This window comes from Streptomyces sp. NPDC093085 (assembly GCF_040683935.1).
Classification (GTDB): domain Bacteria; phylum Actinomycetota; class Actinomycetes; order Streptomycetales; family Streptomycetaceae; genus Streptomyces.
Map to the genome: position 1 here is coordinate 1 of NZ_JBFBFB010000002.1, position 22517 is coordinate 22517.

The window sequence follows — 22517 nt, forward strand, 5'->3', positions numbered from 1 at the left end:
AGTAGAAGGTCCGGAAGTCGTCAAGGACGTCCAGGGGGCTTCGGCGGGTGTCGTTGGCGAGGGTGACGGCCATGCGGTGGCTGGCGTAGGGGAGGGCGGTGGCTGCGCCACCCGTGTTGGGGCTGCGCCCCAACTGAGAAGTGCCGTGCTGCGCACGGTAGTTCTGGACTGCGTCCAGAACGCCCTTCGCTGCGCTCTCGGGCTCGCCTTTGGTGAGCAGGTCGCTACTTGCCTTCTGGCGTCTACGGATTGAGTGAGGAGCTGTCACAGACATGGCTGGCTAAGGAGGTCGGGGGTCGGCAGGGTCGGTTCCTGAGTGTTGATTCGGATCATCTCTGGCCTGGGTCGATGATGCGCTTTGGATGTGGGCCCCTCTCCGGCAAGAAGGGAAGCCGGCCCATCCAAGCCAGTGTGGCTTGCCTGTCCCGTCTCGAGTTCTCAAAATTCTATGGAACGAGGTGCGGCAACCTCCGTGGACGGAAGGCGATTTGGATTATATCCGCTCCGATCTCTGATCCCGTTTTTTGGGGTTGACCTCGACCGGCTTCGGTAACGCGAAGCGTATAGAAAGCTCTCCGCCGTTCCAGAAATCTACGAGATCGTCACACGAGTGGCTCCTTGAATCTCTCTTCCGGTTCTGATGCAAAGACAAACCTAGCAATCTGCCCCTTTCTAGAAGTCGATTTGTTGCACTGTCAGTAGGAGTGGGCCTTCAAAACCCTTCCTCGGATATGGAGAGTCTCCATCAGAAGGAGATGGATGACGTCTTCGTGCTCTTCTCTATGAATTGGAGCGACAGCACTCCGGCCAATGAAGCCTGTGGTGAGCTGCTGGTTCATGAACTGAAGTGCCTTGTGAGCTTCCTTCAGTTCGGCCAGGCGGGCAAGGGAGTCGCTCTCCGAGACCGGAAATGCTTCTCTTGTGGAAAAAGCTGTGTCGGCGGCCTTGTCGGATCGGTATTTCTCAACTTCGGAGAGCCTGACGGGCCAGAGACCCTTAAATCGAGGGCTCAGGGCTTCGGGCTGCTTTTGCGGTGTGCTGAGGTCGGGGTGAGCTGGGCCGCTGGCGTCGCTTTGTGTCGGTGCCTCAGCAAGGAGGGCTTCCTTGGCCAGGTGCCTGGGCCGGTGCTGGTGGGCGATGGCTCTCTTGGCGAGCATTTCCTTTGCCTGACGGCGTCCCTCCCCCGTCAATGAACAAAGGATCCTCGGTGGACGGCCTGGGTGCGGTCCCGGTTCGTTCCGGGTCACGATCCACGTCAATGCAGCAAGCCTGGTGAGGATCTGCGAGACCGTACTTTTGCCCAAGCCGGTCTGCTCGCTGATCCTCGCCGCCCACGGCGAGTCGTCGGCTGAAGCGTCCAGGAGCAGGCTCAGTACCTCGACCGTAGGAAGAGTCGCGCGGATCGCGAGAGTTGTCACACGCCTACCCGACCACACCGAAGAGCAACGGTCAAGAATGAACTATGGTCAGGCAGCTCTGTGTCGAGGGCTACGTCTGCGGGGCGCGCCGCGGCCTCGTGCTCGACCTCGCTCGGGCTGAAGGGAACCTCGGGAGGCGGGCCATCACCACTTTCTTCATGCTCGCTGGTACGACCGCCGCCGGCCCTGGGCTGGTACTGGCAGCTGAGCGGCAACGAAACCCTTCCCTTCACCGTCCACTCGACTATCGCCTCACACCTGCACCGCTACGCACGAACCCGGTGCGGCGGTGTCTGGCCTGCTCTCATGACGGGCCAGGCATCGGGAAGGATGACCGCCTATGCGGCGGTGCCGTGGTGGTGGAGGGCTCGAACGCCGTCAGCCCGCTGGCGAGGTAGGCGCTGAGGCGGTCGCGATGCGGGCAAGGTAGAAGAACTGACGCTCGTCGGCGGACTCCATCGTATGGAGGAGGCGGACGATGCCAGCCGCGAAGGCGCTCACAGCAGCCTGACCGGCCATCATACTTATGGGCTCGCGGCTACCACCCGGCTGCGCGCCTTCTTCCTGCCCTATGCCCAGCCCCAGGAGCCGCCCGTGCATCCCAACGACCGCGCCAAGAGCGATGCCGTCGTCCGCTCGATGAGATTAGGGTCGAGCCCTCGCGCTGGCGGTGTTCCTCACCCTGACCATCGCCGCTTGCCTGTACACACTGAGCAGTCTGACCGGCCCCGCACTGTTTTGGTGGCTCCGCTGGCAGCCCTGTGTCTTGGCCGGCCCCGGCCAAGAGAGGTACCCATGTCCCAAGGCCTTCCCGACCTCGCCGTGTTCGATTCCGATATGGCCGACGCCGTGCTGGCCCTCGACCTCACTGTGGCTCGCCCGGCTGCCGCCGAGGAGCAGTTGGCCGCCCGTGACGCCGCCCCGGGTGAGGCTGTTGAGTAGGCGCAGCAAGAAGGACCGGGCTCGCAGCTCTGGCACCCTGCCGTCCGAGTGGGACGGCGCCAGCTGGGTGACGAGCGTCGGCGTGAAGAAGCACGGTTGGTCCGATGCTGCGCGCAGCGCCCTGATACCCGAGAACCCGGCCGCGCCAGGAAGGGTCAGGATCTACTCCGCCGAGCAGATCGCTGTGATCGTCGGGCACCCCGAGTGGTCCAAGCGTGTCCATGAGAACGACCCGGACTACTGGGAAGACCCGGCCATCCGCAGTGCTCTCCGCGAAGCAGTCGCCCGGCACAGCACGGCGCAGCCGACCGAAGTCCCCTCCGACCGACCGACCTCGCCGGAGCCGCTGTTCCTTGCGCCGCAGATACAGCCCACGCAGCAGCCGTCTGTGAACAGTCGTACGAAGGACAAGCAGCAGAAGCACGGGGGGACTACGTCTGTTCGGAACCCCGGCCGGACGGCCGCGGAACGCAGAGCACTCCTGAAAGCCGCCGAGGCCGAGGCACGGGACCGCGCCGAGGCAACCCGCCACAAGTTCGCCCACCCGCTCCCTCAGCAGAAGCCTCGCACTTCACCCCAGCCGGCCCACACCCCGCCGATGGCCACGAGCTCTCTCGCGTATCCCCCGATCCAGCCCGGCCCTCGCATCGGCGGTACCCCTGCGGCCGCCCCGAAACCCGCGGCTTCCACCGCGCCGATGACGGAGGACGAACTCAGCACCGAGTACCGGCGCCTGGTCGCTATGGCCGAGCGTCGCGCCGCCACCACCACAGGCAGGCGCCGTACGGCCGGCGCACGTCCTGTACGGATCCCGGCCTCTCGAGAGGCCGTCGTGCTGCGCAGCCGGGGGAAGTGCGAGAACCCGCTGTGTGGCGGCCAGCCCTACGACGAGGGCTTGGACGGGCAACCGCTGCTGGATGTGGACCACATCGACGACCTTGCCCTGGGTGGCGCGGACCTCCCCGGGAACATGGTGGCACTGTGCCCGAATTGCCACCGGGTCAAGACGCTGGGCCGGTCCCGCGACGAGCTGCGCGAGGTGCTCCGCCGGGTCGCCGCCCAGGCGCACGCCGATACCTGGGCACACGGCCGTACTTGAACCTGCGGGATGTCTCCCCCCGCGGAGAGTCGCTGTGGCGGTGCTGGATTGGTGTCCTGCGGGCTGGGCCGCTGACATCGAGGGGGAGCCGCACGCGCGGCTATGTGCACCAGGGGTGTGACTGCAGTGGCCAGTAACTGCTTGGCTTTGTATCTCAGTGCGGGAGTTGTTCCGAGGTGACGGCGGGAGTCACCTCGTTGGGGCCGGAAGCGATGTCAGCGACTCGGGGAGTCACCTGGGCGCTGGTCGCCGGCGCGCGGCTCTCTGGCTCTTCCTCGATAGCTGCGGGGCCTTTGTCGGCGGCGAGCGACGGCCGCAATCGGCCCGCGAGGAAGGGCCGTAGTGACTTCCGGAGTCAGTGACATTGATCTTGCGGGACCCGTGGTGGCTGGCTCCCGGAATCGCGTCGAAACGACATCCCGGAGAGTGACACAGCCAGCTGTTGGACTCCGATCAGTGTGGTGATCTGGATCACATGAGGATTTTCGGGGTGCATGGTCGGATCGAGTCCTTGTCGGGACCGAGAGGAGAAGGATCTCCACCGACAAGGAGGCGACCATGGCCACCGAGAACCCGGCGCCCAGTTACACGATGCTCGAGGACGACGGTTCCACCGCCCTCGACCTGTATGAGCGGATCCACCGGATCAACTGTGATCCGGATTCCGCCACCCAGATCACGGCTCTGTTCCCGGTCCACTGGACCGGGAACAGCAATGACGTCGTGACCCTCCAGGCGGACGGGAGCGTCGCCGTCGACATGGACGGCACGTTCGAACCGCCCGAGCCGTTCAACCGTTCCCTTCCGTCGATGATGATCACCACCACCGACGGTCGCGTGGCGGTGTTCGACGCCGCCCGCCCGGCCGGCCAGACGATCGAGTCCGGGTTCCGGTCGCTGAACATCCCGGTCCCCGACGTGATCCAGGCGTTGAACGCCCGCGAGGCCGCACTCGTCGGCGATCGACCCGCGGTTGACGCCTTCACGTCGGGGGGGCTCAGGCTGTGGAGCGGATGGAATGAGCCGGTCTCCACCGCCCTGCTCGGCAGCTGGGCGGACCCTCTCCACGAGCAGGGCCACCTGACTCCTGACGCCTTGAAGGAACTGAGGTCCGAGATCAAGGCGATCAACCGGCAGCTCACCCCGGTCTGGCGCCGCAAGGTCAACAAGTCGCGGCTGTGGCTGCTCGACACCCCGCTCGGCGACGGGCTGACCTTGTACGACCTGGTCGCCGACCAGGCTGCAGACGCCGGCGTCGAGGTCGCCTTTGAAGACCCGCGTCTGGTCGAGGTTCTGGAGGCCCTCTCCCCGGTCGAGCGAGCGGTGACTCTCGCCCTGACCCACCCCGGGGTCACCACTTGGGCCAAGGCGGCCATAGCCGCCGGTGCCGCGCATCCAGAGCGCCTGGGCGAACAGGTCCGCCGGAAGGTGAAACGGCTCGCCAAGCGCTGCGCTTCGGCTGTTAGGCGCTGATCCACTGGCTGTCGCCTGCCCGGGAAACGGCTCGGTGGTAGCCGTGGTGCAGGAAAGGTGGATCTCATGGTGCACCGAGGGCGCGGCTGTGGCTGTGCGGGGCCGCTCGCCTGCCTCGGTTCCCTGGCGTGTCCCGGGGTTGCCGAAGGGTCGAAAAGCGAGGTTGGCGGCTCCTTTCACGGTCTGCCGGGTGATGTGCGGTAGGGGATCTTTCGCCGTACGGCCTGGTCTGGAAAAGACCCAGGTGAGAGATGGTGTGCTGGGGGTGAAGTTCCCTCTTTAGGGTGTCCGCCGTTAGAGGGAACAGATCGGTTCCTTCGGGGCCTGTGTGTCATACCCCCCTGCTGCACTGCAGACATGCGAGTTACACGCTCTTCTCGTCCTGCCCACCATGGGTCCGACGAGTACGACGAGTCGGATGACGTCCTGCGGTCTTTGCTGGACCGTGAGGAACTGCGTCTGCTGTCCGCCCTTTCCAAGACCGCGGCCGAGGACGGCACATGGCTGGACCTGGTGGCGGATCCGGGGTTCGTGCGGCGTACGTCGGTACTGGCACGTGCTGCTCCTTTGCACCGCATCGACCAGCGGCAGGCATGGCAGCAGTTCCCGGTCGGCCTCTACGATCCGCGGACGCTGGCTCTGGCGGCGCTGGAGGCCGTGGTGAGCAGGCAGGGGATGGAGGTCGAGGCGACCACGGAGGACGTGGTGGGCTTTCTGACTGCCCTGGCCGGGGCGTCGGCTCCGGAGCGGGAGGAGGACGAGCACCTGGCGGTTGCGCGGTTCGTTCTTCGTGAGCTGCTCAACGATGCTCAGGGCGGTGAGGAGTTCGACGTCTCCTACAGCGATTACCGGGCTGGTCATCAGCGGGTGACGGTGTCGCTGCGGTTTTTGGAGGAGGGGTTCGGGCGGCATGGTCAGGTGGTCTTGAAGGCCACTGCTCCGGCGATCAATCTGCTGCTGGCGGGGCTGGCGTACGACGTGGAGGACGAGCAGGCGGCGACGGATGCGATGCTGCGCCGGCAGGTCAGTACGGGGCGGTGGGGGCGTGCTGAGGAGAGTGCGGCCGACAGCCTGAAGTTGTCTTTGCTCTACGGCGAGCGGGTCCGTGCGGCGTTGGAGGACACCGGGCGCAATGTGCGGGCGGTGGACTGGAAGCATGAGGTGCCGCAGCTGCTGCGTGAGGCGCGGTCCCATCTGGGTGAGCGGCAGCAGGTGGAGCGCGAGTTGATGGAGTGGACTCGGCAGGCGCGCAATGAGGTGACCGACCCCGATGTGAGGCACACGTGCGTGCGGGTGCTGCGGTTGCTGGAGCGGGCCCATCTGCGTCACACGCAGTTGCTGGCCAGTGTGATCGACGCCCGGCCGATGTTCCTGCGTTCTCAGGCCGAGCAGCGGTTCAGGCCGACGCCTCGCCTGGGTGTGGTGGGTGTGCAGGAGGACCTGCTGGAGCCGCTGCTGGAGCTCAGCCTCGCGGAGGCTGAGGTGGTGGCGAGCCTGTTCGCGGACGGGGTGGCGGGGCCCGTGGTGCCTCGCCTGCCGAGGCTGCGGGAGTGGTGGGAGCTGCTCCTAGCGCCTGTGCGCGAGGTCCGGGAGGTGTTCGCGGACGAGGAGGTGGAGCTGGTCGCCGAGGAGGCGTGCGAGCGGGGGCTGTACAGCGAAGCGGACGTCGCGGCTGTGCGTGGGGTGCTGGAGGGGGCTCTGGGGGCTCCGGTGCGGCTTTCGGTCCTGGTGGAACAGGCGCTGGAGCGCGGGGAGGAAGCGGCGGACCTTTTGGCGGTGTCGGTTCTGCAGGCGTATGCGCCTGTTCCGGTGGACTCGGAGGAGGGCGTGGGAGTGGTGGAGCTGGAGGATCTGCTCGGGGAGCGGCTGGTGGTGCTGGACGACGGGGCGGAGTTTGATCTGGGGATGCTGAGTGGGAGCGATCTGTTGGTGGTTCCTGTCCAGCCGTTGATCCCGGATCCTTCGTCCGGTGAGCGGGACCGCCAGGGGGTTGTGGCATGAGCACGGGCTACGCCTACAGTGCGGCGGATCTGGTGGATGCCGCCCGTCTGGTCAGTTTCGGTTGTCAGCCGCGTCTGCGGCCGCTCGGGGTGCCCCAGTACCGGGACCTGCTGCAGCGCTACCGCAGGGACGGGGCGTTTCGTGATGCGGTCGACGCGATGGCCGAGGGTCTGGAGACGGACCTGGTCGAGGCGCATGAGGTGGAGGGGCTGGTGCTGCACCCGCGTAGCGGGTCGTGGCTCTCCTACCAGCTGAAGGACCATCCGAAGCTGGGGGTGCAGGACCGGCTGGTGCTGGGGCTGGCCCATGTGGCGATCGCGGCCCGGGCCTACCCGTATCCGGCGGACCTGGAGGAGGAGAGCGTCAAGCGTGTCTCCTTGGTAGAGATCGACGACTTTCTTCGGAGTCTGACCGAGCGGCTGCGGCGTGCCGCGGTCGATGACGAGGGGCTGGCGGTGCCTCATGCCGAGCTGGACGCGGCCTGGCGGATCTACTCCAAGCTCTCGCCCGGACGGCCCACGGCTTCCGGCCGGCTGGCGAGGTCCAGCACCCAGTGGGTGATCAGGGAGGCGCTGGAGTGGCTGGTGAGCCAGGGGATGGCTATGCGGGCGCCTGAGCTGGGTTCGGGGCACTACCGGCTGACTCACCGGTTCCGGCTGCAGGTACGTGAGAGCGCCTCCGCGGCCGCGTTCTGCGTGTTGTGCGACATCCGCCGTGCCCAGCTTGCCGAGGAGGCGTAGCCCTGTGTACCAGATGACGACGGTGCGGTTGGAGAACACCGGGCATCGTGACGCCGGGTTCAAGTCCCTGGTCGTAGACCTGATGGGCGGCACGGTTTCGGTGGACGGCCGCCGTGTGATGACAGCCCAGGACGCGGTTTTGTGGCTGCGCAATGGCGGCGGCAAGTCGACTCTGCTCGCCTTGATCTTCAGCCTTCTCCTGCCCCACAAGCTCGACTTCATCGGGCGTGCCGAGGGCAAGTCGCTGGCAGACTACGTGCCGGGGAACCAGGTCTCCCACGTGATCATCGAATGGGGGGACTCCAGTCATCCGGAGGCCGGTCCCGTGCTGGTGACCGGCGGTGTCTATCAGTGGCAGGGCGGGCAGCGCCCTGCGGACGTGGCCGCGAACTGGGAGCGGCTCGAGCGGCGCTGGTACATCTTCCGGCCGCTCGCCGGTGTCCTGGACATGGGGACTCTCCCGGTCCGCAACACGGAGGGGCAGCTCAGTCTCACCTCCTACGTCAAGGCGCTCGAGACTGCGGGCAAAGCGCACCGGCGCCTGAATCTGGTCGTGTCCTCGGACCAGTACACGTGGGCGGAGCAGCTGGCGAACAGCGGTCTGGACCCTGAGCTGTTCAGGGTCCAGCGGGACATGAACAAGGACGAGGGCGGTATCACCAGCCTGTTCGCGTTCAAGACGTGTGAGGACTTCTCGGATTTCCTCATCGACATGGTCGTCGATGAGGCGGTACCGGAGGCGGCGCGGTCGTCGCTCGCCAAGCATGCCGACAAGCTCGCCCTGCGGCCGGACCGGGAGCTGGAGGGGCGGTTTTTGGCAGAAGCCGTCCTGAGGCTGCGACCGGTGCAGAAGGCGACGGCCGGCCTGGCCGGGGCGCAGGGAGCTCTGGGCCGGCAGGTGGCGCTCGCGCGCAGAGCGGGTGAGCACGTTCGGGGGCGGGGCGGGCAGCTTGAGCGCGAGGCCGGGGAGCTGGCCGGGAGTGCTGCCGAGGCCGGAAGGGAGGCGGAGGCCGCGGTCGCCCGGGGCGAAGAGCTGGAGCGGGAGGTGGCGGGGCTGGACGAGGCGGTCTGCCGGGCCCGTGTCGCCGAGCGGGCGAAGGCGGAGGAGGAGTGCCGTCAGGCGGCTGCGGACGCGAAGGCGCACAGCGCCGGGTGGAAGCAGGTGCCGCGGGTCCTGGAGCTGTCGGAGCACGAGGAAGAGCTGCGGGAGGTGAACGAGATGCTGGAGGAGCTCAGCGCCGAGCAGGCTCCTTTGTGGGAGGCGATGGAAGCCGCCGGTGCCCGGCTGTTCACCAGGCTCACCGGTGAGCTGGAGCACCTGGGCATGGAGGCGCCGCGTCTGCGGGCGGTTCAGGCGGAAGCGGAGGCTGAAGCACAGCAGGCCGACGATGCCCGGATGGCCGCTGTGGAGGCAAAGGGAGATGCCCGGCGTCGGGCCGAGGCCGGGCAGGCGAGGTCCGAGGAGATCGATCGGTCGATCACCGCGGCGCGCGAGGAAGGTCTGCTGCGTGGGGCTGAGAGCGTGCAGCAGGCCATGGAGCGGGCCGCCGGGGAGGAGACGGTGGCCCAGGAGGAGCAGCGCGGTGCCGAAGCGCAGCGCGAGAGGGCCCGGGTGCGGCGTAGTGAGCTTGTCGCCGAGCGCGGGAGGTGCGAGAAGAGCCTCGGTGAGGTCCAGCGCCGGCATGAGGAGGTGTGGGACGAGCTGAGCGCGGCTTACCGGGAGCGGGACGCGCTGCGGGCGGAGCCGCGGCTGGGAGAGCTGGCTGGGGTGGAGGGTCAGGGTCTGGAACTGGCGGCGGTCGGTGCGGAGCTGGTGGACCTTCTGGAGGGGCAGGTCGAGGCTGCGGATGTGGCAGCGGCCGGCGAGCGGGCGCAGGCGCTGGAGGACCGGCGTATTTGTGAGGCTCTGGAGCGGGACGGGTTTTGTCCCGCTCCGCGGGAGGTGGAGGAAGCTGTCGCCGCTCTGCAGGCAGCCGGGGTCCGCGGTGCGGTGTCGGGTCTGCAGTTCCTGCGCGATACCGTGCCCGCCCACCGGCACGACGATGTCCTGGCCGCGGCTCCCCACCTCATCGGCGGCGTGGTGGTCTGCGATCCGGTTCCCGAGACCGATCTGGCGGCTGTGGTGCGGCGTGCGGGGCTGTTGTCCTGTGGTGTGGTCGCCGTGGGCACGCAGGAGCAGGTCACGGGCCTGGGCGGGAGCGAGGCCAGGTTCATGGTGATGCCCGTCCATCCGGCCGTGCTCGACGCCGACGCCGCGGACAGGGAACTGGAGCGGCTCAACAGCCTGCTGGAAGCGCTCGATGGCCGGCTGAGGGCACTTGCCGGGCAGCGTGAGAAGGACCGGGCTCTGGCCGCACGGCTGCGCGCACACCTAAGTGCCTTCTCGCCGGAAGCGCAGGCAGCGCTGGAGCAGCGGCTCGGTCACCTCGATGAGGAGGTGACCGAACTGACCGCAAAGGCACAAGACCTCCAGGCACAGGCTGGGGCCGTCGAGGACGAGGACCGGCGTGCCACCGCCCGGATCGACACGAGCGCCAGGACACTGGCTGTTCTCGCCACGCTGATGCCCCGCCTGCGGTCGCTGGCCGCCGATTTCGACGCGCTGCCCGGCTTGGTGGAGACGGTGCGGCAGGCACGGGGCACCGAACGCGAGCAGCAGGCGCGCCTCGAGGAGCTGGCGTTGCTCTATCAGGATGCGCAGCGGCGTGCGGCGGCGGCTGCCGACCGTGCGAAGGAGTGTGAGCGGGCCATCGTGCGGCGCAACGGGGAGGTGCAGCAGCTGCGCGGCGTTCTGCCTGAGGACCTTGTGGAGCGGGCCGCACGAGCGGAGCAGCCGTCCGCGAGTCTGCGGGCTCTTGGCGAACGGTGGACGCAGGCCCGGCAGGACTGGGAGAACGGCATCAGTGACAAGGCTCTGCAGGAGCGGCGGGCCGCCGAACAGAAGCAGGTGGCCCGTTTGAACCGGGAGCTCGACAGGGACCCCGGGATCCGGCGGCTCGCGCACGTCCTGGCCGAGAAGGCGGACGGGGCTGACAGTGAGCGTCTTCAGGAGCAGATCGGCGCTGCCGAGGCTGCGGAGGCGGCTGCGGTGGAGGCCGCGAGTGAGGCCATTGTGTTGCACCGCCAGGCCCGTGAGGCGCACCGGTGTGCTCGTGAGGCCGGGGAGAGGTTCGTTCCGGCTCTGGTGCCTTTGTCTGTCGGTTGTGTCGAGGAGGGCGAGCACAGGCTTGAACAGGTGAAGGTAGATCTGCAGCAGGCGTGGGAGACCGAGCGGTACTGCCGTCTGCAGGAGGCGGCTCTGGGCAGGAAGGCGGACAAGGCAGCGAGCGATGCCAGGCTGCTGGCTCAGATTGTGAGCATGCTCGGCTCCGCCGCGGACCGCCATGAGGACGTTGCCGCCGAGGCCGGCGTCGGAGAGGAGTCGGCCGAGGATCTCACTGATGCTGTCCTGCTGGAGAACCACGGTCTGTCTGCCACCACGGCGATGGGTCTGCAGCCTGCGGACGCGGAGCGCGTTGGCGTGGAGATCACCGCGGCGGTGGAACATGCCGGCCGTGAGCATGCGGTAGCGCTGAAGGCTCTCGACAGGGCGGTGCGGGCGGTGGAGCGCCTGGCTCAGGACCCTCAGTACCTGCAGGTCGTGGACGGCAAGGTGAGGGCCCGGCTGGAGCATGCCTTGTCTCAGCCCCGGCGTCTGGCCGAGCTCCTGGAAGACATTGAGGAACGGGAACGGGAGGTCACCGCGCTGCTGGAGGAGATGGCCGGGGACCAGGCCATGGTGGTGGGCAGCTGTATGACCTTGGTCGAGTCGGTTCTGGACGATCTGAAGGAGGTCGCCCGGCATTCTCGGCTGCCCCAGGGGCTGGGGAGCTGGTCGGGGCAGCATTTCCTGTCCTTCGAGGTGAGTCACTGGCCGCGTGAGGAGGAACTGGAGCGCCGGTTGGGCAAGGAGATCGACAGTATGGTCGCCGTGTTGCCGGCCGGGGCGGGCGGGAGGGCGAGTGCGCTGCCTGAAGGCATTGCGCTGGCCAAGCGTCTGGTGCTGGCGGCTCTCGGCGGGCGGGGTAACATCGTCGCCAAGATCATCAAGCCGGCCCAGAACCTCGACGCGGTCGAGCGGGAGTCCGTGACCGGGATCCGCAGGTTCAGCGGCGGAGAAAAGCTGACCGTGTCGGTCCTGCTGTACTGCACGCTGGCCCGGATGCGGGCCGCCAAACGCGACCGTCGTATTCCCGGCGGGATCGGCACGCTGATCATGGACAACCCGTTCGGCAAGGCCAACTACGGGCCGTTCATCGCGCTGCAGCGTCGCGTCGCCACAGCGCAGGGCATCCAGCTGGTGTACGCGACGGGCATCAATGATCTGCCGGTGCTGGGGCGGTTCCCGCTCATCATCCGGCTGCGCAACGGCCTCGATCTGCGGACTCGGCGCAGGTATGTGCAGGTCACCGAGCGCTATGGCGATGCGGTGGCGAGGGCGGCGGAGCAGGCGGTTGGTGAGGGTATCGCTGCGGCGCGTCTGCTGCGCCGCAGCGATACCGAACAGGGCGGAACGGAACCCGACTCCGAGGCCGGTAAAGCGGTATGACCGCGGCCGACCGCATGGCCGGGTTTCTGGCCCGGCAGTCCCGCCAGTGTGTCGACTTCGACGCGCTGGCGGGCGCCGCCGATGAAGGGGACTCCAGCCTGCCCTGCTCCCCCGGCCGGCGTCAGGTGCTCGCCGACGCCGCCCATGAGCTGGTGAGACGCGGCCTGGCCCGGTTGCCCGCCGGGCAGAACGGATGGGACTACTCCGCGCACCCGCCGCTGCCCCTGTGGGTCAAACGTCCCTCTCTCCCCCGCGCCGCGCGCACCAGGCCGGGGCCGCGGGCGTGGGTGCCGCAGCTGTCCGGGCTCGCGGCGGTGCAGCTGACGCCCGGTGACCATGTGCTTCTGGATCCGGTCAACGCGCTGCTGCGCGACCGGCCGGACGCCGAGGTCGTGCCGGTGGCCGAGCGGTCCTACGAGCTGTACGGCGACGAGAAGTACCTCCACGGCATCGAGCGCCACCGTCTGGTCACCCGCGGGATCCTCGACGTCACCGTGCATCTGCGGGCGCGACCGGCGCCTGCCCCGCTGGCCATGTACGAGCTCGGACCGGCGCCCTGGATGCTCATCGTGGAGAACAGCGCGGCGTTCACCGGTCTGCGCGAGGTCCTGGGCGGTTGGCCTGACCGCGATCAGGTCGGATGGCTCGGGTACGGAGCGGGCGACCAGCTGATCGCCTCACTGCCCACCGCCGTCGATGCGTTTCGCGAACGGGACCATCCCGTGGACCGGCTCCTGCTGTATGGCGACCTGGATCTCGACGGGCTCGAATGCGCCCGGCAGGCCGATGTGAGGGGACGTAGGGCGGGCTTGCCCGCTCTGTTGCCCGCCGTCGGTCTCTACCGGGCGCTGCTGACCCGAACCGCCCGTGTGGTACCGACGGCACCGGCGGCTCGGCTCCGCGAGGCTGTGTCGTGGCTTCCGCTGGACATGGCCGCAGAGGTCTTCGACCTGTTGGCCTGCGGAAGAGTGCTGCGTCAGGAGGCTCTCCCGCTGCCCGTACTGCGTGCTCGTCTCGACCCAGCAGTCCCTTTGCTGGCCCAGCTGTGACGGCAGGGGCAGGGAGCGTGCCTCCTCCAGCAGCTGACCTTCTGGGTCAGTGTGCGATGCCGTCGATCAGCTCGCGTGCGCCCTGCCGCAGGAGCGCCACGGCGACCGAGGTGCCGGGGGTGGCTGGGTCCAGGCGGCCGGCCCACTCGTGCGCATGGAGCATGGCCTTGCCGTCCGGCGAGAAAACGGACGCTCTCAGCGACAGCTCTCCACTGGCCCCGGCCCGGGCGAACCCGGCGATCGGGCTGTTGCAGTGTCCCTGGAGGACGTGGAGGAACATCCGCTCGGCCTGCGTCTCGCGGAACGTGTCGTGATGGCCCAGGTCGCTGATCAGGTCGATGAGATCGGTGTCGCCCTCGCGGCACTGGAGGGCCAGGACGCCCGCGCCGATCGGCGGCATCATCGTCTCGGTCGACAGGATCTCGGTGATCACGTCCGTACGGTCGATCCGTTCCAGGCCGGCGACGGCCAGGAGCAGTGCGTCAGTTTCGTGGCCGTGACGGTTTGAGTCGGGGTCTGGCACAAGTTCCGTGAGCCGGTCACGCGTTGTAGTTGTTGATCTTCTTGTGGTGGGTGCGGAAGTCGCCCTGAAATCGTTCCTTGTGCGGGTGACGCGGCCGACATTCGGTGGTCGTGAACGAGGTGTTGTCCTGGCTCCAGGAGCTGTTGTTCCCGTCGGTCCCCGGCATCGCCGTCGCGGCCGTAGATGCGCACGGCGAGGCGATACGAGTCGAGGCCCGGTGCACGCCCGCCGGAGCCGCCTGTCCCGACTGCGCCCACTGGACGGAACGGGTCCACAGCTCCTACCTGCGATTTCCGGCAGATCTGCCCGCTGCCGGGCGACGAGCACAGCTCGCGTTGCGGGTCCGACGGTTCTTCTGCACGGCCTCGGCCTGCGGCCGACGGACATTCGTGGAGCAGGTGCCGGGACTGACCCGCCGCCACGGCCGGGTCTCCGAGCGGCTGCGCCAGGCGATGAGTGCGATCGGGCTGGCACTGGCGGGCCGGGCCGGTGCCCGTCTCGCCCAGGTCATGGGCATAGCGACCAGCCGCACCACGCTGCTGCGACGGGTGATGGACCTGCCGGACCCGATAGCGACGCAGCCACGAGCCGTCGGCGTGGACGACTTCGCGCTCCGGCGTGGCCACGTCTACGGAACGGTCGTGATCGACGCCGAGACCCATCAGGTCCTCGACCTGCTGCCCGAACGCGACGCCGCCACCCTCGCCCCGTGGCTCGCAGCCCACCCCGGAATCGAGGTCATCTGCCGCGACCGCGCCGGCGCCTACGCCGAGGCCGCCGACACCGCCGCACCGCAGGCCTTGCAGGTCGCCGACCGGTTCCACCTCTGGCAGAACATCGCCACCGCAGTCGAGAAAGCCGTCGCCGACCACCGCTCCTGCCTGCGCGACCTACCGCCGCCAAGCCCAGAACCCGAGCCCGCATGGGAGAGACCCGCCGAGGCGGCACCCGGCCAGGAGGCCGAAACGGATGACCCGACCGGCAAGTTCGCCGAACGGGCCCGCGCCCACCACACCCTCGTCCACGACCTCCTCGCCCAAGGCATGAGCCTGCGGGGCATCGCCCACCACTTGGGCTGGGGACGGCACACCGTCCAGCGGTACGCCCGTACCGCCCGCTGGCAGGACATGGTCAAGGGCCGCAAGCGGCAATTCCCCAGCAAGCTGGACCCGTTCAAGCCCTACCTGGCCGACCGTTGGGCCGAGACTGACGGACACGTGACCATCCTCAGTCTCCACCGGGAGATCACCGCACGCGGCTTCCGCGGCCACTACTCCACCGTCCGCGACTGGATCCGCCGCGACCTTCCGCAGCAGGAAGGCTTCACGGCCGCCCCACCACCACTGTCGATACGACAGGTGACCGGCTGGCTCACCCGGCATCCCGCCACCTTGGCCGAAGAGGAGAAGCTACACCGCAAGGCCGTACTCGACCGCTGCCCGAAGCTTGCCTCCGCCGCAGAGCTGACCAGCTCGTTCGCGGAGATGCTCACCACCCTCATCGGCGACCGCCTGCCCGAGTGGATCACCGAGGCCACCGACGCCAACCTGCCCGGCATCAGCAGCTTCGCCGCCGGCCTGAACAGCGATCTTGACGCGGTGACCGCGGGACTAACCACCGACTGGAACTCCGGCCCGGTCGAAGGAGCAGTCAACCGGATCAAGATGCTCAAGAGGCAGATGTTCGGCCGCGCCGGCTTCGGCCTGCTGCGTAAACGGGTCCTGCTCTCCTGAGGCTGCGGTCAGACCGCGTCCGCCACCAGTCCGAAGCCCTCCGGGAACTCCTCCAGAAACGCTCGCCGCGACGGATCAGACTCCTCGCGGGCCATGGTAGCGAGGAGGCCGAGGAACTCGTCCTGCTGCCCACGCGACAGCTTGCTCACGACGTGAGCGACGCCCTCCAGGACCTTGACGGCGTCGTCCGGATCCATTTGCTCGTCTTCACAGCCTTCGACGAACCAGAGGACATCGACCAGAGCCTCGGCCAGAGCTCGCGTCAAGGAGGGGTACGCACCAGGCATCGAGACGATCTCCCAGCAAGTCGGCGAACAGAGTCCCGTCATCTCAACACAAGCCACTGACGTCACGGTCAGCAACCGGCTCACGGAACTTGTGCCAGACCCACTCAAGGTTCTGGCACAACTTCCGTGAAACCACGCCGGCCGGACTCGCGCCCGCCTCCGGGTAAGCCGCCGACCTGCCGGTTCACCAGGAACGCCGACCTCGAACACCGAGAATCGGCTCGACTTCACGGAAGTTGTGCCAGAACCCGACTCAAACCGTCACGGCCAGTTTCGCCTGCGGCCAGTTTCTCCAGGCGGCGGTTCGCGTTGCCGCGCATCGGGACGCAGTCCAGGTGCGGGTGAGAGGCGGCGAGCTGGGCGATCCGGCGGACGGAGGAGGTGCCGATCCGGGTGCCGGCGGGCAGCTCGTCCAGGGTGAGACCGCCTGGGTGGATCAGGGCGTCGCGGATGTCGTCGCGCTTAAGGAAGGCCGCGAAGACGGTTCCGGCCGGAGGTGGCCGGTCGGCCGGGACGTCCTTGACGCAGTGGACCGCGAGGTCGGCCTCGCCAGCGAGGAGCGCAGCGTCGACCTCCTTGGTGAAGGCGCCCTTGCCCTCCACCTTCGCCAGGTCGCCCATCCACTTGTCGCCGGTGGTCTTCACCGGCAGGACGGTCGTCTTCACGTCCGGGTGGAGCGTGGCCAGCTCGGTGCGGACACGCTCCACCTGGGCGAGTGCCATGGGCGAATCGCGGGAGACGATGCGAATCAGATCACTGGGCATGAGGGCACGATAGACCCTCAGATCCTGGCGGCGACCACCAGCCCGGAGGCCCAGTTCATCGGCGTGGCATGCCAGTTGGGCACGTCGGGCAGTCGTTCGAGGAAGCTGTCAACCCGGGACTGGTGGTCGTCCGGCCACGTGGCCTGGGGCAGCATGTCGTCCACGACGTACAGGGCGCCGGGCTTGAGCAGCGCCAGGAGGTCCGGCAGCCGGAGGTACTTCCCGGGCCGGCAGTCGACGTACGCGAAGTCGAACAACCCGGATGCCTGGTTGAGCCAGTCGTCCGCGTCCGCGTGGACGAACTCGATGCGGGAGTCGCTGCCCAGGTGCCGGCGAGCGATGGCCTGGACCGACGCGTCGGCCTCCACGGTGACGAGGCGGGCCCCGGCGGTCATTCCGGAGGTCAGCCACGCGGCCCCAGCCCCGACGCCAGTCCCGAGCTCCAGGAAACGGCCGTCCGGTTTGGACGCGGCAAGGGTGGCCAGGAGGCTCCCGGTGCGGTCCACGCAGGACATGGCGAACGAGGCGTGCGTGGCGGCCGCGAGGATGGCGTCGAGCCGCGCCGGGCGCTGGTACGGCTCGTCACGCACGGCCGGCCTCCAGGTACTCGGCGACGGTCTCTGCGGCGAAGGTGAGGATCTGGTCGGCGCCGGCCCGTACGAGCATGGCCAGGTACTCGGCCGTCCCGGCCGTGCCGAGGGCCTGCAGCGCGGCCCACTCGCCGGAGGTGGAGTAGGCGACGATCGGCACCTTCTGGTCGTCGCGCAGCCGTACGAGGACATCCCCGGTCGTCATGACGGGCTGGAGGGTGAGAGAGTCCGCGCCTTCGGCGATCCAGCGGCGGGCCTGGAGGAGGGTGTCCTGCTGCGCGCGACCGGGTTCGAGCTGGAGGCCGCGGCGGTGTCCCGAGCGGGGGTCGGTCTGCATGAGTGTCTTGAACGGCCCGTACAAGGACGTGTGGATGGCGAGGTTGGGGTTCACGCCGACGTCGCGGTGTCCCTAGGCGTCGAGCGCCTGGCGCACGGCCTGGATCGAGCCGTCGAGCATGGCCGTCGGAGAGACGCAGTCGGCGCCGGCCTCGGCGTGCATCACGGCCATGGTGCCCATGAGCCGGTAGGTGCCTTCGAGGTCGATCTCGCCGGAGTTGGTGCGGAGCACGCACTGGCCGTGGTCCGTCCAGGAGCAGCCGCACACTTCCGTCGTGACAGCCGTCGCCGGTGTCGCCTTCTTCACGGCGTGGATGGTGCGGATCATGCGGTTGTCTGGGGCGGTGGCGCCGGAGGCGTACCCGTCGCGGTCGTGTCCGAAGGCGAACACCTTGACGCCGCGGATGCCGAGGTCGGCCCACCGGGCTGTGGTCGCCGGGATGCCGGAGAGCGGGACTGCTCCAGGCAGGGCGCCCGCACGGGCAGGGACAGCAGGGGCGCGCTGAGGTCGGCGGCCGTCAGCGGCGGGCGGCTGTAAAGGGCGCGGACAACATCGCGCGCCCGGGAGGGGTTGATGCCATCAGGGGTCGGCGCAGAGCGCTCGGAGAGGATGGTCATGGCCGAAGTACATGCCGACGATGCGTCGTGAAAACAGCACTCGCTGGGGATCCCCATGGAGGGGAACACGCGCCACGAGCCGTGCACTGCCCAGGGGTTGCTGCGGAGTGATCTAGTGGTGGGAAGGCCTCGTGGCTAGGCTCCGATCATGAGCGACTACGTGCAGGTATCGACCGCCACGGAGACCGAGGAGCAGGCCATCGCGCTCGCGGGTGGCGCTGTTCAGAAGCGGCTCGCCGCTGGTGCGCAGATCGCCGCTGTGAAGTCCGTGTTCTGGCACCTTGGCGAGTACGGCACTGGTGGGGAGTGGCAGATCCTCCTCAAGACCACGGCCGAGCGGTATCCTGAGCTGGAAACGTACCTCCTGGAGGCGCACCCCTGGGACAACCCCGAGGTGTGCGCGGTCCCGATCACGCTCGGGGCCGAACGGTGCAAGGAATGGATCCGGGACTCGGTTACCGGGCGGCAGGGCTAGGGATCAGCGAGCTCCAGGACCTCACGGACCTCCGCGACCTCGCCGTACGGACGCAGCCGGGCGAGTACGACGTCGATCCGCTGCCGGGGCCGGATCGACGCGACCCCCGTAACCAGTTCGAGCGCCCGGCCCGTGGTCACGGCAGCCTCCTCGACCTCTCCGGCTGTGAGGTACGCCTCCGCCAACCAGGAAAGGTAGAGAGCCTTGTCGCGTGCGTGCTCATCCGGGAACGCGGCAAGCGCGGCGGACAGCACCGGTACGGAGCGAAGGGGGCGCTGAAGCTCCGTCCAGCAGCGGCCCGTCATGATGTCCAGCTCCTGGTGATCGGCCCACGCGGACCAGTGCGGTTGCAGCTCGCCGTCCGGCGCCTCGTCCAGGGCCTTGCGCGCGGCGTGGAGTGCCTGGTCGGTGCCGATCGGCTGCTGGTCGACGGCGCAGGCCCACGCGAGACGTTCGTAGAGGAGGGCACGGACGCTCGATGGTGTGCGCTCGGTGGCCGTGGCGCAGGACTCCTGCGCGAAGGCAACGGCGGCGCGCCGGTCCTTCGTGAGCATCCCGTACGCCAGGAACGCGAGGGAGTTGCTGTGGAGGTCGCTGGCCTGTGCCTCCCGGGCATAGGCCCGGCTCTCCTGGTAGAGAGAGGCGGCGTCCCGGCCGCGGCCGCTGTCGAAGGCCGCCCAGCCTGCTTGCTGGGCCTGCTCCGCGAGGAGCGACGTCAGCCGCAGACGGGAGCCGTCCGAGAAAGAGCCGGTGCGCAGGAGGGCCTTCGTCCGCTGCATCTCGCCGAGGTAGACCCTGAACGTGTCCCCGCCGCCCAGGGTGTCGTCGAGTCGGCGGAGGCGCGCGGTGCGCTCGTGGAGGCGGTCGACGTACGAGTCGGTGACCCGGACGGGCGGCGGCTCCGACTGGTGGAGCGTAGGGAGGGTGGCGGCCAGACCGCCGGCGACCTGGAGGACGGCACGGCGGTGCATAGAGGGTCCTGTCATGCTCGGCGCAGGAGCGACGTCCGCCTCCCACGGCCGGGGAGCGAGACCGATCACGTGACCCGGGACGCGTAGGGCGTCCGCGATCTGCACGATCTTCTCGAAGGTCGTGACGCGTCCGGTTCCACGTGCGAGCTGCCCGACGCGCTCGGGCTTGATGCCGCACTCGGCGGCGATCTTGGAGTAGCTGATGCCGGCCTTCTCGCGCACGATCCGGAAGACCTGCCCGAAGTCGTGGGCGCGCAGCGCGCGCAGTACGCCCTCGTCAGCGAGGAGATCTGGCGGTAGCGCCGTGGGGGGCTGGTAGATCACCGGTCTCTTCCTGCCTGCCTAAGCCTGCACCCCGGGGCGATACAAGTGCATACCCGTGATGGGAATACCCCGCGTGCGGACGCGGGGCTTCACTCGGATTCCACCCTGTCGACAGGGCCCGGAGGCAATGTCCCCGCATGCAGGGCAAGAGGGCTGGTGAGGAGTCGCCGTCTCGACAGTATCCAACTGGACTGTGAATGCAGACCAGTTGTTTCAGTCTTTACGCATGGCCCGATGGAGGTGCGTCCGGGCACCGTGATCAGGAGTTGACGCAAGCATGGTCGATGGCACGTAGCAAGTCGATCTGGTCTGGGGTGAGGTTGTCGCCAGGGTTGCGCAGCCACTGACGATAGGTGCGGGTGTCCCCGGGCTGGGCAGGTTTCTCGGCGCGGCTGTGCCGCAGGAGGGCCTGCTGGTAGTGGCGTTGCCAGACAAGGCTCCAGGGCGGGTTCCACCAGGGGTCGATCTCGAACAGGGTATCGAGGAGTTCGAGGAAGCCCTTCTGGTCGTGGGTGGTGGGGCCGGTGTCAGGGTCGAGTTTGCTGGCGCGCTGGCGCAGGTTGGCCAGGTCGCGGCCGAAGGCTCGGCCGTCGGGGGTGGTGTAGCCGGAGGAGACGGCGAGGCCGCCGGTTTCTTCGGCGCACTGGCGGGCGTAGGTGATCAGGAGTTGGCGGGTTTCGCTGCGGGGTTCCCATACCATGCCGATCTCGTCGAGGAAGTCGGTCTGCCAGGTCTTGAGTTCGCCGTTGCGGCGTGCGGCGCGTTGGGCGTCGAGCCAGGCGGGCAGTTCGAGGAGGCGGGGGTCGGTGCCCTGTCCGGGCAGGGTGCGGGGCGGGGCGAGGTGGCCGTGTTCGTTGTGGAAGTCGGCGGCGGCGGCGGCGCCGATGGCCCAGTCGGCGGTGACGCCGCTGGGGCGGGTGATGTGGAGCTTGATGACCTGGGCGACTTCGCGGGGGGTCAGGAGGATTCCGTCGGGGCCGACGATCTCCGGGGTGCCGGGGCTGCCGCTGAACGGCGGAGTGGCGGTCTGCTGCTCGGGCAGTTCCAGCACCGGCCCGCGGACCTCGCCGTCCTCGGACGGGCTGCCAGTGGCGGCGGTGGCGGCCTGGGGAGTGGGCTTGGGCTCGGCAAGCTGGGTGGTGGGCAGGCGGTCGCTGATGCGGCGGTCGTGGGCGCGCAGGGCGAGCAGGATGTCGTAGAGGGGCTTGTAGTAGCGGTAGTTGAGCAGGTCTTGGGGGTCTTCGTTGGGGGCGAGGTAGATGGGGACGAGGAGGGTAGCTTTCGAGCCGTCGGGGCGGGGGCGCAGGGCGCGGCCGAGGGCCTGGACGATGCCGACGACGTCGGTGCGGGGGGCGGCGAAGCAGACGTCGACGCTGGTGGAGTCCCATCCTTCGCTGAGGATTTTGCAGTTGGCGACGAGGGTGAGGTGGCTGGGGCGGTCGTCGTCGGTCAGGGGCTGGGGGCCGGTGAGGTTGTCGAGGATGGGGATGCGGTCGGGGTGGTCCATGTGGACGGTGTCGGCGCGCAGTGTTGCGGGGACGAGCGGCACGTCCGGGTCGCTGTGGGGTCCGGGGGTGGTTTCGCTGGTGAGGGCTGCGGCGGTCTCGAGGAAGGTGTCGGTGAAGGCCTGGGCGTCTTTGACGCGCTGGTGGAAGCTGATCCATTTGCTGGCTTTCCCGTTGTCGGCGGGGTAGCGGGCGGCGGTCTTGAGCAGGGCGGTGGACAGGCTGATCAGGGCGGCGGTGTCCTGGTCGGTGGCGTTGCGGGTGCGGCGCAGCTGGTGCTGCAGGCCGGGGTGTTCGACGACGACCATGGCGATGCGGTAGTCGCAGACCAGGCCTGCGGAGATCGCCTCGCTCAGTTCCATGCGGTAGACGACGGGGCCGTAGACGTCGGGGTCGTCCATGGAGACGGCGAGGTGGGGGCCGTTTTCGCCAGGGCGGAGGGTTTCGGTGTAGGCGGGGTCGGATTCCCAGATGCGGGGGGTGGCGGTGTAGTAGAGGCGGCGGTGGGCGGGGACTTTGGTGTCGTCGTGGACGGCGGCCCATGCCTTGTTGATGCTGCCTGAGGTGCGGTGGGCTTCGTCCGCGACCAGCAGGTCCCACGCCTGGATGATGCCGGCAGTGTGGGCGGCGAGCAGGGCTCCTTGCCGGTCTTCGGCGTCGGTGAGGGAGGCGTAGGTGGCGAAGACGGTGTAGTGGTCCAGGCCGTCGAGGAGGGCGGCGAGTTCCGTGGGGTCGGTGGTCTGGGGGATGCCGGCCTCGTCGAGGTCGGGGCGGGGGCTGCACACGGCCAGCAGGGCGCCGTGGTGGTCGTTCTGTTCCTGCCAGACGCGGGCGGTCTGGGCGAGCAGGTCCAGGGTGGGGACCATGACGATGGTGCGCCTCACGTGGCGGCTGTGAGCGAGGTGTTCGGCCGTGCGGGCGGCCACCAGGGTTTTCCCGCAGCCGCAGGGCATGACGACGGTCGCGCGGCCGCCGCCGGTGACGGCGGTGACGGATGCGTTCAGTGCGGTGCGCTGGTCACGGCGCAGGGTGTGGCGGGTAGGGGGGCGCATCATCGGGCAGTCCTTCGTCCGGCGAACCG

Annotated in this window: 15 protein-coding genes and 3 pseudogenes; 9 read left to right on the forward strand and 9 right to left on the reverse strand. The window is 68.6% G+C overall.

Annotation, left to right across the window (positions count from 1 at the left end):
- Nucleotides 1-695 precede the first annotated feature (695 nt).
- Nucleotides 696-1418 (reverse strand): hypothetical protein, encoded by a 723-nt coding sequence (locus AB0O07_RS06730; protein ID WP_365628086.1) that lies wholly within the window; start codon nt 1416-1418, stop codon nt 696-698.
- A gap of 795 nt (nt 1419-2213) precedes the next feature.
- Between AB0O07_RS06730 and AB0O07_RS06735 the strand changes: the two genes are divergently transcribed.
- From AB0O07_RS06735 to AB0O07_RS06765, 7 genes are all read left to right on the forward strand, one after another.
- A complete protein-coding gene (locus AB0O07_RS06735; protein ID WP_365628089.1) occupies nt 2214-2360 on the forward strand; it encodes a hypothetical protein in 147 nt (48 codons plus the stop codon).
- 697 nt (nt 2361-3057) lie between these two features.
- On the forward strand, nt 3058-3459 hold the full coding sequence (locus AB0O07_RS06740) for an HNH endonuclease signature motif containing protein (RefSeq protein ID WP_365628092.1): 402 nt from the start codon (nt 3058-3060) through the stop codon (nt 3457-3459).
- A gap of 558 nt (nt 3460-4017) precedes the next feature.
- A complete protein-coding gene (locus AB0O07_RS06745) occupies nt 4018-4932 on the forward strand; it encodes a hypothetical protein (RefSeq protein ID WP_365628095.1) in 915 nt (304 codons plus the stop codon).
- Between the two features lie 435 nt (nt 4933-5367).
- Entirely contained in the window at nt 5368-6933 is a 1566-nt protein-coding gene (locus AB0O07_RS06750; RefSeq protein ID WP_365628097.1) for a hypothetical protein, read from the forward strand.
- On the forward strand, nt 6930-7673 hold the full coding sequence (locus AB0O07_RS06755) for a hypothetical protein (protein ID WP_365628100.1): 744 nt from the start codon (nt 6930-6932) through the stop codon (nt 7671-7673). The genes AB0O07_RS06750 and AB0O07_RS06755 overlap by 4 nt, the downstream gene beginning before the upstream one ends.
- A 4-nt stretch (nt 7674-7677) precedes the next feature.
- The gene (locus tag AB0O07_RS06760; protein WP_365628103.1) at nt 7678-12261 is read left to right on the forward strand and encodes a hypothetical protein; all 4584 of its coding nucleotides are present in this window, start codon (nt 7678-7680) and stop codon (nt 12259-12261) included.
- Nucleotides 12258-13310 carry a hypothetical protein gene (locus AB0O07_RS06765; RefSeq protein ID WP_365628106.1) on the forward strand — a complete coding sequence of 351 codons (1053 nt, stop codon included), beginning with the start codon at nt 12258-12260 and terminating at the stop codon, nt 13308-13310. The genes AB0O07_RS06760 and AB0O07_RS06765 overlap by 4 nt, the downstream gene beginning before the upstream one ends.
- A gap of 46 nt (nt 13311-13356) precedes the next feature.
- Here AB0O07_RS06765 and AB0O07_RS06770 read toward each other — a convergent pair.
- A pseudogene (locus AB0O07_RS06770) lies at nt 13357-13794 on the reverse strand (hydroxymethylbilane synthase); the annotation flags it as partial.
- Between the two features lie 55 nt (nt 13795-13849).
- Nucleotides 13850-13999: a hypothetical protein gene (locus AB0O07_RS06775; protein WP_365630401.1), complete on the reverse strand. Its 150-nt coding sequence runs from the start codon at nt 13997-13999 to the stop codon at nt 13850-13852.
- On the opposite strand from AB0O07_RS06775, the gene AB0O07_RS06780 reads away from it, so the two are divergent.
- Entirely contained in the window at nt 13953-15566 is a 1614-nt protein-coding gene (locus tag AB0O07_RS06780; protein WP_365630220.1) for an ISL3 family transposase, read from the forward strand. The two genes, AB0O07_RS06775 and AB0O07_RS06780, sit on opposite strands and share 47 nt — an antisense overlap.
- Nucleotides 15567-15574: 8 nt before the next feature.
- Here AB0O07_RS06780 and AB0O07_RS06785 read toward each other — a convergent pair whose 3' ends face one another.
- The 4 genes and pseudogenes from AB0O07_RS06785 to AB0O07_RS06800 form a co-directional block, all read right to left on the reverse strand.
- Nucleotides 15575-15853, reverse strand: a complete 279-nt coding sequence (locus AB0O07_RS06785) for a hypothetical protein (protein ID WP_365630223.1) — start codon at nt 15851-15853, stop codon at nt 15575-15577.
- Nucleotides 15854-16131: 278 nt separating this feature from the next.
- Nucleotides 16132-16617, reverse strand: a pseudogene (gene hemC, locus AB0O07_RS06790) (hydroxymethylbilane synthase); the annotation flags it as partial.
- 17 nt (nt 16618-16634) lie between these two features.
- Nucleotides 16635-17207, reverse strand: coding sequence for a class I SAM-dependent methyltransferase (locus tag AB0O07_RS06795; RefSeq protein ID WP_365628109.1), 573 nt, complete (start codon nt 17205-17207; stop codon nt 16635-16637).
- Nucleotides 17200-18012 (reverse strand): annotated as a pseudogene (locus AB0O07_RS06800) (hypothetical protein). Before AB0O07_RS06800 ends, AB0O07_RS06795 begins: the two are co-directional and overlap by 8 nt.
- 297 nt (nt 18013-18309) lie before the next feature.
- Between AB0O07_RS06800 and cutA the strand changes: the two are divergent.
- Nucleotides 18310-18636: a divalent-cation tolerance protein CutA gene (gene cutA, locus AB0O07_RS06805; protein WP_365628112.1), complete on the forward strand. Its 327-nt coding sequence runs from the start codon at nt 18310-18312 to the stop codon at nt 18634-18636.
- Here the strand turns inward: cutA and AB0O07_RS06810 are convergent.
- Together AB0O07_RS06810 and AB0O07_RS06815 are read right to left on the reverse strand one after the other, a co-directional pair.
- A complete protein-coding gene (locus tag AB0O07_RS06810) occupies nt 18633-19931 on the reverse strand; it encodes a helix-turn-helix transcriptional regulator (protein ID WP_365628115.1) in 1299 nt (432 codons plus the stop codon). The genes cutA and AB0O07_RS06810 overlap by 4 nt on opposite strands.
- A gap of 259 nt (nt 19932-20190) precedes the next feature.
- Complete coding sequence (locus AB0O07_RS06815; protein WP_365628118.1) at nt 20191-22491, reverse strand: DEAD/DEAH box helicase family protein; 2301 nt, start codon at nt 22489-22491, stop codon at nt 20191-20193.
- Nucleotides 22492-22517 lie beyond the last annotated feature (26 nt).

Excerpts from the sequence above, each read along its gene's own strand:
- AB0O07_RS06735 (WP_365628089.1), top strand. The coding sequence starts at position 2,214 with ATGTCCCAAGGCCTTCCCGACCTCGCCGTGTTCGATTCCGATATGGCC.
- AB0O07_RS06740 (WP_365628092.1), top strand. The coding sequence starts at position 3,058 with ATGACGGAGGACGAACTCAGCACCGAGTACCGGCGCCTGGTCGCTATG.
- AB0O07_RS06745 (WP_365628095.1), top strand. The coding sequence starts at position 4,018 with ATGGCCACCGAGAACCCGGCGCCCAGTTACACGATGCTCGAGGACGAC.
- AB0O07_RS06755 (WP_365628100.1), top strand. The coding sequence starts at position 6,930 with ATGAGCACGGGCTACGCCTACAGTGCGGCGGATCTGGTGGATGCCGCC.
- AB0O07_RS06765 (WP_365628106.1), top strand. The coding sequence starts at position 12,258 with ATGACCGCGGCCGACCGCATGGCCGGGTTTCTGGCCCGGCAGTCCCGC.
- AB0O07_RS06775 (WP_365630401.1), bottom strand. The coding sequence starts at position 13,999 with ATGCCGGGGACCGACGGGAACAACAGCTCCTGGAGCCAGGACAACACC.
- AB0O07_RS06785 (WP_365630223.1), bottom strand. The coding sequence starts at position 15,853 with ATGCCTGGTGCGTACCCCTCCTTGACGCGAGCTCTGGCCGAGGCTCTG.
- cutA (WP_365628112.1), top strand. The coding sequence starts at position 18,310 with ATGAGCGACTACGTGCAGGTATCGACCGCCACGGAGACCGAGGAGCAG.
- AB0O07_RS06815 (WP_365628118.1), bottom strand. The coding sequence starts at position 22,491 with ATGATGCGCCCCCCTACCCGCCACACCCTGCGCCGTGACCAGCGCACC.